This is a genomic window from Arthrobacter sp. 92, from assembly GCF_050260325.1.
Classification (GTDB): domain Bacteria; phylum Actinomycetota; class Actinomycetes; order Actinomycetales; family Micrococcaceae; genus Arthrobacter.
Map to the genome: position 1 here is coordinate 4,273,854 of NZ_CP189863.1, position 12,504 is coordinate 4,286,357.

The 12,504-nt window shown below is 65.9% G+C and carries 10 protein-coding genes and 1 tRNA gene; 8 read left to right on the forward strand and 3 right to left on the reverse strand.

Annotated features, from left to right (window positions below):
* Positions 1-3 precede the first annotated feature (3 nt).
* The 4 genes from ACP4XC_RS19865 (at position 4) to ACP4XC_RS19880 (ending at position 5,001) form a co-directional block, all read left to right on the forward strand.
* A complete protein-coding gene (locus ACP4XC_RS19865; RefSeq protein WP_427172427.1) occupies positions 4-951 on the forward strand; it encodes a metallophosphoesterase in 948 nt (315 codons plus the stop codon).
* A gap of 169 nt (positions 952-1,120) precedes the next feature.
* Complete coding sequence (locus ACP4XC_RS19870; protein WP_427172428.1) at positions 1,121-2,926, forward strand: ABC transporter ATP-binding protein; 1,806 nt, start codon at positions 1,121-1,123, stop codon at positions 2,924-2,926.
* Positions 2,923-4,800: an ABC transporter ATP-binding protein gene (locus ACP4XC_RS19875; RefSeq protein WP_427172430.1), complete on the forward strand. Its 1,878-nt coding sequence runs from the start codon at positions 2,923-2,925 to the stop codon at positions 4,798-4,800. The genes ACP4XC_RS19870 and ACP4XC_RS19875 overlap by 4 nt, the downstream gene beginning before the upstream one ends.
* 124 nt (positions 4,801-4,924) lie before the next feature.
* A tRNA-Pro gene (locus tag ACP4XC_RS19880) sits at positions 4,925-5,001 on the forward strand.
* 173 nt (positions 5,002-5,174) lie between these two features.
* Here the strand turns inward: ACP4XC_RS19880 and ACP4XC_RS19885 are convergent.
* A complete protein-coding gene (locus ACP4XC_RS19885; RefSeq protein WP_427172431.1) occupies positions 5,175-5,405 on the reverse strand; it encodes a hypothetical protein in 231 nt (76 codons plus the stop codon).
* A gap of 129 nt (positions 5,406-5,534) precedes the next feature.
* Between ACP4XC_RS19885 and ACP4XC_RS19890 the strand changes: the two genes are divergently transcribed.
* On the forward strand, positions 5,535-6,809 hold the full coding sequence (locus ACP4XC_RS19890; RefSeq protein WP_427172432.1) for a helix-turn-helix domain-containing protein: 1,275 nt from the start codon (positions 5,535-5,537) through the stop codon (positions 6,807-6,809).
* A 19-nt stretch (positions 6,810-6,828) separates the two neighbouring features.
* On the opposite strand, the gene ACP4XC_RS19895 is transcribed toward ACP4XC_RS19890, so the two are convergent.
* Both ACP4XC_RS19895 and purD read right to left on the reverse strand, forming a co-directional pair.
* Positions 6,829-7,785: a phosphoribosylaminoimidazolesuccinocarboxamide synthase gene (locus ACP4XC_RS19895; protein WP_427172433.1), complete on the reverse strand. Its 957-nt coding sequence runs from the start codon at positions 7,783-7,785 to the stop codon at positions 6,829-6,831.
* Entirely contained in the window at positions 7,782-9,095 is a 1,314-nt protein-coding gene (gene purD / locus ACP4XC_RS19900; RefSeq protein ID WP_427175175.1) for a phosphoribosylamine--glycine ligase, read from the reverse strand. Before purD ends, ACP4XC_RS19895 begins: the two co-directional genes overlap by 4 nt.
* A gap of 285 nt (positions 9,096-9,380) precedes the next feature.
* Here purD and ACP4XC_RS19905 point away from each other — a divergent pair, with 285 nt between their 5' ends.
* Genes ACP4XC_RS19905 through ACP4XC_RS19915 form a run of 3 tightly spaced genes read left to right on the forward strand, consistent with a single transcriptional unit; the run spans position 9,381 to position 12,415 of the window.
* The gene (locus ACP4XC_RS19905) at positions 9,381-10,958 is read left to right on the forward strand and encodes a molybdopterin-dependent oxidoreductase (RefSeq protein ID WP_427172434.1); all 1,578 of its coding nucleotides are present in this window, start codon (positions 9,381-9,383) and stop codon (positions 10,956-10,958) included.
* 36 nt (positions 10,959-10,994) lie between these two features.
* Positions 10,995-12,011, forward strand: a complete 1,017-nt coding sequence (locus tag ACP4XC_RS19910; RefSeq protein WP_427172436.1) for an asparaginase — start codon at positions 10,995-10,997, stop codon at positions 12,009-12,011.
* Between the two features lie 32 nt (positions 12,012-12,043).
* On the forward strand, positions 12,044-12,415 hold the full coding sequence (locus ACP4XC_RS19915) for a sterol carrier family protein (protein WP_427172437.1): 372 nt from the start codon (positions 12,044-12,046) through the stop codon (positions 12,413-12,415).
* Positions 12,416-12,504 lie beyond the last annotated feature (89 nt).

Below are 12,504 nucleotides of genomic sequence, written 5' to 3' on the forward strand. Positions count from 1 at the left end.
CCAGTGGTTGATGCCTCCGCCCTCGCCAGCCGCGCCCGGAACATCGGGCGCGGCTTTGCCGTCACCGCCGCGGCCGGTGCTGCTGCAGGCTTGGCCACCGCCGGTTACGGGCTGTGGGAAAAGAACCAGTTCGTGGTGCGGGAGGAAAGCCTCCCGATCATGCCTCCGGGGTTCGGCACGTTCCGGATCCTGCACCTAAGCGACATCCACTTCGTGCCGGGTCAGCACCGCAAGGCCCAGTGGCTGTCCTCGCTGGCCGAGCTGGAGCCCGATCTGGTAGTGAACACCGGCGATAACCTTAGCCATGCCAAGGCCGTTGATCCCCTGCTCAAGGCGCTGGCCCCCTTGCTGGAATTTCCTGGCGTGTTCGTGCCCGGCTCGAATGACTACTACGCGCCCACGCTGAAGAATCCGGCGTCGTACCTCGTGGGACCCTCGAAGGCACAGAAGGAACCGGTGGAGCTCGACTGGCCCAGGCTGCGCGCGTACTTCGGGATGTCCGGCTGGGTGGATCTGACCAACCGCGCCCAGTCCCTGGTGCTGAACCGGCTGCGTTTTGATTTTTCCGGCGTGGACGATCCCCACCTTGGCCTTGAGAGGTACGCCGGCTGGCCCCGGGGGACCAAGGGACGCGACGCCGACCCGCATCTGCGCGTGGCCGTCATTCATGCCCCGTACCAACGCGTGCTCGATCACTTCACCGAGGACGGCGCTGACCTCCTCCTGGCCGGCCACACCCACGGCGGCCAGATCTGCATCCCCGGCTACGGAGCGCTGGTGTCCAACTGCGACCTCCCCACATGGAGGGCCAAGGGACTCCATGACTGGGAAAGCGGAGGGCACTCGACGCCGGTGAACGTCTCCGGCGGGATCGGCACCTCCCGGTTCGCGCCCGTGCGCATAGCCTGCAGGCCCGAGGCCGTCCTGCTGACGCTGACGCCGCGCGCCTGAGCGCACCGCGGACCACTTTCCGCCCATACAAATGGGCCGGGTCATTGCCGAACGCAACAACGGGGCAACTGTTCCCGGCGTGACCGGATCCTGTGAAGCGTGGCTCTTCATGGCATAGGGTAGTTGCTAGAGGAAACTACATTCCACGTTGAAGCTTTAAGAAGCGGGCATGGCCAAGCAGACTCCATTTTTCACGTCCATCAGCCGTCTCTATCCCCACGTGAAGCCGATCCTTCCCCGGCTCGTTATGGGGCTCGTCTCTGCCCTGCTGGCCAGCCTCGTTGCCCTCGCCATCCCCCAGGTCCTACGCGTGCTGATCAACGATTCCCTTCGTCCGGGCGGGGCCACGGACGCTGTCTGGATAGCGTCCCTCGCCGTCCTGAGCCTGGGCGTGGCGGAGGCGGGCCTCGTCGCCCTGAGGCGGCAGTTTGTCATCAACCCGGCGACCACCGTGGAAACGCGCCTCCGCGTATCTCTCTACAACCATCTCCAGGACCTGACGGTATCGTTCCACGACCGTTGGGGATCCGGCCAGCTCCTCTCCCGCGCCATGACCGATCTGAATTTCCTGCGCCGCTGGATGGCCTTCGGAGCCATCATGCTGGTGGTCACCACGCTGACGGTGGTAATCGGGGTCGTCGTGATGTTTTCCATGAGCTGGCAGCTGGCCCTGATCTTCCTGGCAGCCGCCGTACCGCTTATGGTCTTCGGCTTCCGTTTCCGGACCAGGTTCAGCAAAGTGGCCCGCCGGAGCCAGGACCAGGCAGGCGATCTCGCCACCACCGTGGAGGAGTCGGTTCACGGCATCCGCGTCCTGAAGGCCTTCGGGCGCAGCCGTGAGGCCTTGGAGAACTTCAACGAGCAGGCGGAAGAACTGCGGCAGACCGAGATCGCCAAAGCAAGGCACCTGGCCCTCTTCAGCATGGTGGTCACCCTCCTGCCCGAACTCGCACTGGGCGCAGCCCTGGTAGTGGGCGTGATGCTGGCAGCACAGGGCGAGCTCAGCATCGGCGCCCTCGTGGCCTTCTTCGCCACCGCCGCGGTCATCGCCACTCCGGTGGAGTATTCCGGGATGCTCCTGGCCATGGCGCTGACCGCAAAGTCCGCCGTCGACCGGCACTTTGAAGTGATGGACTCGGCGAACACCATTACCAGTCCAGCGTGTCCGCAGCGGCCGGCCTCCCTCCGGGGCGCCCTCACCTTCGACTCGGCCACCTTCGCCTTCGAGGATGCCCCGGACAAACCCATCCTCAAGAACATCGACCTGGACATCCGGCCCGGCGAGACAATGGCGCTCGTGGGGATCACCGGCAGCGGAAAATCCGCACTTCTCCAGCTGGTCCCCCGCCTGTACGACGTCACGGACGGCTCCATCGCCATCGACGGCGTGGACCTGAGAGATTTCGACGTGGACGAACTCCGCACCATAGTGGGCGTTGCCTTCGAGGACACCACACTGTTTTCCAACTCCGTCCGTGAGAACGTGCTGCTCGGCGCCCCGGACCGCACCGACGCGGCACTCGAGGAGGCCCTTGACGTGGCCCAGGCTCACTTTGTGTATTCCCTCCCGGACGGGCCGGACACGCTGATCGGCGAGGAAGGGCTCAGCCTCTCGGGGGGTCAGCGCCAGCGCATCGCGCTTGCCCGTGCCATCGCCGCCAAGCCAAGGATCCTGGTGCTGGATGATCCCCTGTCCGCCCTGGATGTCAACACGGAGGAGCTCGTGGAGGCGCGCCTGCGGGAAGTCCTTTCGGACACCACCACCCTGATCGTTGCCCACCGGCCGTCCACCGTGGCTCTGGCGGACCGGGTGGCGCTGCTGGAGGAGGGCCGGATCACCGCCGTCGGCACCCACACGCAGCTGCTGGCCGGCAACCCCCACTACCGCTACGTGATTGCCAGCCTGGACACAGAGCCGAGGGACCTGGATTCCGAACTGTCAGCCCTCGAGGATGAGGCGGAGGTGTCCCGATGAGCGCCGCGACCTTTGGAACGGCCAACGAGGACAACGCCCACCTCAGCAAGAGTGAGAGCAAGGCCGTACGACGCCGGTCACTCGACCTGCTTCGGTCCCTGATCCGCCCGGTCCGGCTGAGATTCTGGCTGACCATCGCCACGGTGGTCCTTTCCCAGGCGGCCCGCGTGGCCGGCCCGGCGCTGATCGCCTTCGGCATCGATCATGCGCTCCCGGCGCTGCGGGCCGGGGACAGTGTGCCGCTGGTGTTTGCGGGCGCCGCCTATTTGGCTGCTGCGGTTACCACGGCGGGGCTCACGGCCCTGTACGTGACCTCGACTGCCCGGCTGAGCCAGGCCATGCTGCTTGACCTGCGGGTGCGGGTCTTCCGGCATACCCAGCGCCTGAGCCTGGAGTTCCACGAGAGGTACACGTCCGGCCGCATCATCGCCCGCCAGACCTCGGACCTCGAAGCCTTGCGTGAACTGCTGGACTCCGGGGTGAGCTCCCTGGCCTCGGGAATCCTGTTCATGGCGTTCACCGCCGTCACGGTGTTCGCCCTCGACTGGCGCTCCGGACTGCTCGTTCTCGCCGCGGGGGTTCCCATGTTCGTCCTCTCCCGCTGGTATCAGAAGCATTCCCAGATCGCCTTCCGCGAGTCCCGCGTGGTGTCTGCTCGGCTGATCGTCCACTTCGTGGAGACCATGACCGGGATCCGGGCTGTCAAGGCCTTCCGCAAGGAGCGGGAAAACGCCGAACGGTTCGGCGGCCTGTCCGAGGACTACCGCAAGGTCACCTTCCGGTCCATCAACCTTAATGGCGTCTTCCAGCCGGGACTCGTGCTCATTGGCAACGTGTGCGTGGCGGTGGTCCTGCTTGTGGGCGGATTCCGCGCGCTCAACGGGGAGCTGGCCGTCGGCGTGCTGCTTGCCCTGATTCTGTCGACCAAGCGTTTCTTCCAGCCGGTGGACCAGATGGCCATGTTCTACAACTCTTTCCAGAGCGCCCAGGCAGCCCTTGAAAAGGTTTCCGGGCTCTTGGAGGAGATTCCCACTGTCAGGCCACCGGAGAACCCGGTGGCACTGACGGCCGCCCGGGGCACCATCGACTTTAACAACGTGGAGTTCCGCTACGGCGACGGACCGCTGGTCATCCCGGAAATGACCCTGCACATTCCAGCAGGACAGACCGTTGCACTGGTGGGCCAGACGGGCGCCGGAAAGTCCACCCTGGCCAAGCTGATTGCCCGGTTCTACGATGTCACGGCGGGTTCGGTAACCCTGGACGGTGTGGACCTCCGAAGCCTCGCCACCGCAGACTTGCGCCGCAACGTGGTGATGGTCACCCAGGAAGCCTTCCTGTTCAGCGGCTCCGTGGCTGAGAACATCGCCCTGGGACGCCCGGAGGCCTCGCGCGGGGAAATCGAGGAAGCAGCCCGGGCCGTTGGCGCCTACGACTTCATCATGGAACTGCCGGACGGTTTCGACACGGACGTGAACAAGCGCGGGGGACGTGTTTCGGCCGGCCAGCGGCAGCTCATCAGCTTTGCCCGGGCCTTCCTGGCACGCCCGGCGGTGCTTATCCTCGATGAGGCGACCTCCTCACTGGACGTTCCCTCGGAACGGCTGGTCCAGCACGGATTGGCAAGGCTCCTCCGGGGCACCGCTGCGGGCCCGGGACAGGAGAAGGACCATGGGCAGGACAGTGGACAGGCGGCGACGGCGGGGCGGACGGCCTTGATCATCGCCCACCGTCTCTCCACGGTGGAGACCGCTGCCCGGGTGCTGGTGGTCCACGATGGACGCGTGGTGGAAGATGGCACCCCGGACCAGCTGATCGGCGGCGGCGGACGCTTCGCTCAGCTGCACTGGGCCTGGAAAGATTCCCTGGTTTAGGACCCAACCCGGCCGGACTGGTCTTCAGGATGGAACCGGGGCGCCGAACCGCCGCCCCGTGGAGCCCGATTTCGCATCCGGGCCACTCATCGGATACTCTTGTGAAGTTGCTTTTGCAGCGGATCGGGATGTGGCGCAGCTTGGTAGCGCGCGTCGTTCGGGACGACGAGGTCGCAGGTTCAAATCCTGTCATCCCGACCAAGGTAAAAAGAGGGTCTCCCACTTGGGAGGCCCTCTTTTTCGTTTCCGACGATTGCACAGGAGCCGGCAGGGCCCGCGCAACGCAAGAAAGGGCCCCGGGACATGGTTCGCGCATGTCCCGGGGCCCGGGTTCCCTCGCGGGAGATTAAGCCTGTGGTCTACATCCAACGGAATTACATGGGGTCGGGCCAGTTGCCGATGCAGGACGGGACTGACATGGGATCAGGCCAGTTGCCGATGGCCTGTGGGACTGACATGGGATCCGGCCAGTTGCCGATGGCAATAGTGCTGCCCAGCTGATCCGTCAGGCCAACGATAGGACTTGCGGACAACACGGCGGGGGCCGCAGCTGAGAATGCCAGGGCCCCTGCCAAAGCGGCGGCGGCTGCAATCTTCTTCAACATAAGGTTTCCTCAATACGCGTCGGTTTCGTTACAAAGTCAGCACTGCCCTTGTTGACATACATTGTAAAATGTTTTCCACAGAGACTGTCAAGCATTTGGTATAGAGACTGTCCGGAATAAGGAGGACCCGTGGGCAACGGATTCGGGGAAAAGCTCCGCGCCGAACGACTCGAACGTGGGTTGACGCAAGCTGAACTGGGCAAGGACCTTTATTCTCCCAGCTACATCTCCCTCTTGGAAACAGGGCGCCGCGAACCCACCGCGGACGTCATCGAAGAACTGGCGCGACGCCTGGAACTCGCGCCCAAAGCGCTTGAGGCCTGGAGCCAGCCCATCTCTGTCAGCGACGCCGAGTATGTCCTCGCCGGGCTCTACGCACGCCAAGCGTGGGACCTGCGGGATTATCCGCTCGCCGCGGCCCATGCCGCCACAGCCGCCCAGATCGCGCTGGAGGGAAAGAACACCAGCGCCTGGTGGAACATGACCTACATGCAGGCCGAATGCCTGATGAAACAGGGCCAGCTGCAGGAGTGCCAAAAAATCATCCAGCACCTCCTCGAACACCCCATGGCCACCGAGTCCGCAGGGCTGGGGGTGCGTGCCCGGCAGATGCTTGCCGCGGTGTGTCACGGACAGGGGCAGCTGGCCACCGCCGTCGAGCATGCCCAAAAGGCCGTGGAACTCTGCGCGCAGCTGCCCAAGGGGTCGACGCTGATCATCGGCGCCCTGCGGGCACTGATTGGCGCGTTGGCCGAAAGCGGCCGGCTCGACGAGGCCTGGACCTACTGCCAGGCCATGAACGATCAGATGGATGATCAGTCCATTTCCCAACTGGCGGGCGAAGTGGCGTGGGTCATCGGGAACGTGGCCTTTATGCGGCACGACTACCCCGAGGGCATCAAGTACCACGAACGGGCCGCCAAGCTGCTGTCCCCGGCCAACGACATCGAGTTGTGGGCCCGGTTCAACAAGGCCTCGGCCGCCGTTCGGCTCTCCTCGGGCATCGTGGCGCCGGAGACTCTCTCCGCCATCGAGCGGGCAGAACTTGCACTGTCGATTGTGGGCGGAAACAAGACTGACCAGCTGGAGGTGGCGTTCATCCGCGCCCGCTGGCTTTACCTCACGGGCGACATCATGGCTGCGGTGGACAAACTGCGCGAGATCCACGCCGAACGGCAGGCATTGGCGCGGCACACCGCCGGCGAGGTGTCTCTCCTGCTGGGGAAATCCCTGAAGGCCGCCGGCGAGTCCGAGGAGGCTCTGGTGTTCCTGGAGGAGGCGCAGAAGGAGTTCAGCTCAGCCGGCGCCCAGGACCGGGTGCAGCAGGCCATGGATGCCGTGCTTGAGATCAGACTGGCCCAGCGGCGGGCTGCCGCGGCCGAAGCCGCGGCAGAGGCCAGCTGAGGCCGGTCCGGCTAACGATTCAGGCGAACGTGTGCCCGGTGAGCTTCTCGTACGCCTCCACATAGCGGCTCCGGGTCCGTTCCACCACGTCCTGCGGCAATGGCGGCGGCGGCAGGTCCGAGGCTTTGTCCCACCCGGACTCGGCCGAGGTCAGCCAGTCCCGGACGTACTGCTTGTCATAGGACGGCTGTGACTTGCCGGGCTCGTAGGTGGCGGCATCCCAGAAGCGCGAGGAGTCCGGAGTAAGGACCTCGTCGCCCAGGGTGATCACGCCGGAGGCGGCATCGAAACCGAATTCCACCTTGGTGTCGGCCAGGATGATGCCGCGCTCCCGGGCCGTCTTCTCGGCCTGGGTGTAGATCTTCAGCGTCAGCTCCCGCAGCCGCCCTGCGATGTCCTCCCCCACAAGGTCCACAAGGTCGCCATAGGTGATGTTCTCGTCGTGCTCGCCCACCTCGGCTTTGGCGGAGGGCGTGAAGATCGCCTCGGCCAGGCGCGAACCGTCCACCAGGCCTTCAGGCAGCGGGATGCTGCAGACGGTGCCGGACTGCTGGTACTCGAGGAGGCCCGAGCCCGTCAGGTAGCCCCGGGCGATGCACTCCACGGGGAACATGTCCAGCTTCTTGCAGATCATCGCGCGGCCTTCCACCTCCGCCGGAACGCCGCCCTCGACAGTTGAGGCCAGGACATGGTGAGCCACGTCCAGCTGGTCGAACCACCACAGACTCAGCTGGGTGAGAATACGCCCCTTGTCCGGAATCTCGCTGGCCAGCACATGGTCGTAGGCGCTGATGCGGTCGCTTGCCACTACCAGGACGCAGTCCTGGCCCATCTGGTCCTTGATGGCCTCTTCGGCGGGAACATACAAGTCCCGGACCTTGCCGGAGTAGATGTGCCGCCAGCCGGGCAGCTCCAGTGTGGCGGTGTTGAAGCCGCCCTTCGATGTTTCGGACGGATTATGCTCTGCCACAGTCATGCCTTCACATTCGGGGCCGCGGGCGTGCCAACAGCCGCCGCGACCTTGATCTCGCCGCGGGCGGCTTTTCGTCCAATATCCGTGCGGAACTGGCTGCCTTCGAGCTGAACCAGCTCCACGCCGTCGTACGCCCGTTCACGGGCCTCCACCAAATCGGAACCCAGGGCCACCACCGCCAGCACGCGGCCGCCGGCGGAAACAACCTTGCCCTCGTCGTCAAGGGCGGTTCCGGCGTGGATCACATGGACGCCTTCGAGTTCGTCAACTTTCTTGAGTCCGCGGATGCGGTCCCCCGTCCGGGGCGTTCCCGGGTAGTTTTCGGCCGCAACGACGACGGCGACGGCCGTGTCCTTGGACCAGCGCAGCTCTTCGGCCTTGTCCAGTTCGCCTTTTGCCGCTGCCATCAACAAGGAACCGAGGGGCGTCTTGAGACGTGCCAGCACCGCTTGGGTTTCGGGGTCGCCGAAACGGACGTTGAACTCGATGACGCGGGTGCCGCGGGAGGTCAGCGCCAAGCCAACGAACAGCACGCCAACGAACGGCGTGCCGCGGCGGGCCATCTCGTTGACGGTCGGCTGGGCCACGCGGTCGATGACTTCCTGGACAAGCCCTTCGGGGGCCCATTCCAGCGGGGTGTAAGCACCCATGCCGCCGGTGTTGGGTCCCTCGTCGTTGTCGAAAATACGCTTGAAGTCCTGCGCCGGGGAGAGGGCGACCGTGGTGCGGCCGTCGCAGAGGACAAAAACCGAGACCTCGGGCCCATCCAGGAACTCCTCGATCACCACGGACCCGCCGGCATCGAAGCAGCTCTGGGCATGGGCGAGTGCCTCATTGCGGTTGTTGGTGACCACCACGCCCTTGCCGGCTGCGAGTCCGTCGTCCTTCACCACGTAGGGTGCACCGAAGGTGTCCAGGGCATCGGCCGCTTCCTCGGCATTGCCGGCCACGCGTGCCATGGCGGTGGGAACGCCGGCTTCGGCCATGATCTGCTTGGCGAAGGCCTTGGACGCCTCAAGCTGGGCGGCCGCCTTGCTGGGGCCGAACACTGGAATGCCCGCGGCGCGGACGGCGTCGGACACCCCTGCCGCCAGCGGGGCCTCGGGGCCCACCACGACGAGGTCCACCGTGAGCTTCGTGGCCAGCGCCGCGACGGCCTCGGGATCATTGGCGTCGATGGCATGGGTTGGGACCAGCTTGCTGATGCCGGCGTTGCCCGGAGCCGCGTGGACTTCGGAGACGTTGGGGTCCGCAAGCAAGGATCGGACAATGGCGTGTTCGCGGCCTCCGGGGCCAATGACGAGTACCTTCACAGTCTCCAAGGGTACTTTGTGCACCCTGCTCACTCCTAAGCCGTCTCAGCCACGGGACATGCCCAGCCCTGGCCGCGACCAAGGGACATAAGCCCAGCATGCCCATCCGTGCACACCAGGGGAGGACATGTCCCCCGGCGAGGGCGGACAACCCACGGGACATGCCCAGCCCTGGCCGCGACCAAGGGACATAAGCCCAGCATGCCCATCCGCGCACACCAGGGGAGGACATGCCCCGCGGGGAGCGCGGACAATCCGCGGGGCGGGCGGCTCCGAAGACCCTGTATGAAGAAGCTCACGAACTGGCTCAAGGGTCCCACTGCGCTGGCTGCGCTGGCCGGGGTGGCGGCCGCCGTCGTCGTACTTTCCGTTGCGGAACTGATCGGCGCCTTCTTCACGGCGCGGGCAACGCCGGTGATTGCCCTCGGATCCACCTTCATCGACTTCACGCCGCCGTGGATGAAGGACTTCGCGGTCACCACCTTCGGCACCAACGACAAGGCCGCGCTGTTTGCCGGGATGGGGCTCACGATTTTCCTCCTGGCCTGCGTGCTCGGCGTGGTGGCCTACCGGAAGTGGGCGCTCGGCGTGGCCGGTGTGCTGCTGATGGGTGCGGTGATTGTGGCCAGCGTAGTCACCCGGGCCAGTGTGAAGCCCTTGGACGCGATTCCGTCGTTGGTCGGCACCGCGGCCGGCCTGGTGGTGCTCCGGTTGTTGGTCACGCGTCTCTGGCGGCTGCACGAATGGCCCGCCCAGGCTGCGGATGTTGCCGCCAAGGGAGCCGACCGCCCGGCAACCACACGCCGTGGATTCTTCGCGGCAACAGGCGTCACGGCCGCCGCGGCTGCCGTTTCCGCCACCGGCGGCCGCCTGCTGAGCGCCGCCAGAAGCAACGTGGCCCAGGCCCGGGGGTCGCTGCAGCTCCCCTCCCCCGTCAAGGCCGCGCCTGCAGTGCCGGCCGGGGTGCAGTCTCCGGTCAACGGAGTGAGCCCGTGGTTGACGCCCAGCGGAGATTTCTACCGGATCGACACCGCCCTCAGCGTCCCCGAAATTAATGCCCGGGACTGGCAGTTGCGCATCCACGGCCTGGTGGAGCAGGAGGTCACGCTGACGTTCCAGGACCTGCTCGACGCCGACCTGATCGAGTCCCACGTGACACTGACCTGCGTGTCCAATCCAGTGGGCGGGAACCTGGCGGGCAATGCCAGGTGGCTGGGCGTTCCCATCCGCGACGTGCTCAAGATGGCACGGCCGAAGGAAGGCGCGGATATGGTGCTCTCCACCTCGGAGGACGGGTTCAGCGCATCAACGCCGCTGGAAGTGCTCCAGGACGACCGTGACGCGATGCTGGCCATCGGGATGAACGGCGAGCCCCTGCCGCTGGAGCACGGATACCCGGTGCGCATGGTGGTGCCGGGGCTGTACGGCTTCGTCTCCGCCACCAAATGGGTGGTTGACCTTGAAGTGACCAGGTTCGCCGACAGTAAGGCCTATTGGACCCAGCGCGGGTGGTCCGAGCGCGGGCCCATCAAGACCATGGCCCGTGTGGAAGTACCCAAATCCTTCGCCAAAGTCCCGGCCGGAAGGGTCGCGATCGGCGGCACCGCCTGGGCCCAAACCCGGGGCATCACCAAGGTGGAGGTGCAGATCGACGACGGTCCCTGGACCGAGGCCAAGCTCTCCGCTGAAGCATCCGTGATCACCTGGCGTCAATGGTCCTTTGACTGGGACGCCACGCCGGGCCCGCACTACATCAAGGTGCGGGCCACGGACGGAACCGGCGAGGTCCAGACGGACAAGCGTGCGGATCCGGTGCCAGACGGAGCATCGGGCCGGCAGTCGGTCATGGTGACCGTGGAGTAGCCCGGGAATTCGGAACCGGCATCATAGACTGGCTGCATGCCCTTGAATTCGCATGCCACCTTCGCTGTTGAGTCCGCCGTCGAACTGGCAGTCGTTGAACGCAGCGGCTTCGTCGAATCCCGGCACATCGGCTCGGCTGTGGTGATGGCGGCGGACGGAACGGTTGTCACCGAACTCGGCGACATCAACACCCCCATCTACGCCCGGTCCACCCTGAAGCCCTTGCAGGCCCTCGCCGCCATGCAGTCCGGCGTTCCCCTGCGCGGCGCCCAGGTTGCCTTGGCGTGCGCCAGCCACACCGGGTCTCTGGACCACATGGATGTGGTGGAGGGAATGCTCAAAGCCGCCGGGGTGAAGGAGGAACAGCTTCAGTGCCCGGCCGCGTGGCCGCAGGACGAGAACGCCCGACACTGGCTGATCCGCTCCGAGCAGGGGAAGTCAAAGCTCGCCTTCAACTGTTCGGGGAAACACGCGGCATTCCTGTGGGCGTGTACCGAGAACGGCTGGGACACCCACAGCTACCTTGAACCGAACCACCCGCTGCAGCAGCGCGTCCGTTCCGTCATCGAGGAATACTCCGGCGAGCGGATCGCCCACCTGGGCATTGACGGCTGCGGAGCCCCGGTGGCAGCCATTTCCCTCACCGGGCTGGCGCGGGCCTTCTCCCGTCTGGCCAAGGCCCCCGGGGACGAGAATTCCAGCGCCCGCGCCGCCACGATCGCGACGTCCATGCTGGACTATCCGTGGGCGGTCCAGGGGAAGGGTGAAGCCAACACCATCGTGATGGATGAACTCGAAATCATCGCAAAGGTGGGGGCCGAAGGCGTGCTGGTCATGGCCACCCCCAAGGGTGTTTCCGTGGCCGTCAAGATCCTCGACGGAAACGTCCGGGCCACCACGTTGGTGGGGCTCACGCTGCTCGCGGCGTCCGGGGCCGTGGATATTCCGGGTGTGTCCAGTGTGCTGGAAAAGGTTGTCGAGCCCGTGCTCGGAGGCGGACGGCCCGTCGGCAAGATCCGGCTGGGCCATGCGGTGTCCGCGCTGCTCGACTGACTTTCGCCGGACAGTATTCGGAAGGACCCACCATGGCAGTTGCACGCCGCCGCATTGATATTGAGGAAGGCCGCGCCGCGCTGGCCGCCTGGCGGGAAGCCGGCGCCCCGCCGTCGGACCTCCCCCGCGCCGTCACCGCGACCGCGGTGCGCTACACGCTGGAGGAAGTGACCGCCAGGGCGCCGGGCAACTCCGTGGAGGTCCGCATTCCGCCGTTCGGCGTTACCCAGTGCGTGGAGGGCCCGCGCCACACCCGGGGCACTCCCCCGAACGTCATAGAGTGCGACGCCGCCACTTGGCTCTCGATGGTAACCGGACAGTTGAGTTGGGCGGACGCCGTGGCGTCCGGCAAGGTGGCGGCCTCGGGGCTCCGCGCGGACCTGTCGAAGCTGCTGCCCCTCTAAGACGCTGCGGGCCTTCTGCGTTTCTGTCCACGGCCGCAACGTCCGGGGATCAAGCTCAACGCGCAGTACCCGCCCCTGTGTACGACGGG

Bases quoted from the DNA above. Each gene is read 5' to 3' on its own strand.
- ACP4XC_RS19870 (WP_427172428.1), top strand. From the start codon at position 1,121: ATGGCCAAGCAGACTCCATTTTTCACGTCCATCAGCCGTCTCTATCCC.
- ACP4XC_RS19875 (WP_427172430.1), top strand. From the start codon at position 2,923: ATGAGCGCCGCGACCTTTGGAACGGCCAACGAGGACAACGCCCACCTC.
- ACP4XC_RS19885 (WP_427172431.1), bottom strand. From the start codon at position 5,405: ATGTTGAAGAAGATTGCAGCCGCCGCCGCTTTGGCAGGGGCCCTGGCA.
- ACP4XC_RS19895 (WP_427172433.1), bottom strand. From the start codon at position 7,785: ATGACTGTGGCAGAGCATAATCCGTCCGAAACATCGAAGGGCGGCTTC.
- ACP4XC_RS19905 (WP_427172434.1), top strand. From the start codon at position 9,381: ATGAAGAAGCTCACGAACTGGCTCAAGGGTCCCACTGCGCTGGCTGCG.
- ACP4XC_RS19910 (WP_427172436.1), top strand. From the start codon at position 10,995: ATGCCCTTGAATTCGCATGCCACCTTCGCTGTTGAGTCCGCCGTCGAA.
- ACP4XC_RS19915 (WP_427172437.1), top strand. From the start codon at position 12,044: ATGGCAGTTGCACGCCGCCGCATTGATATTGAGGAAGGCCGCGCCGCG.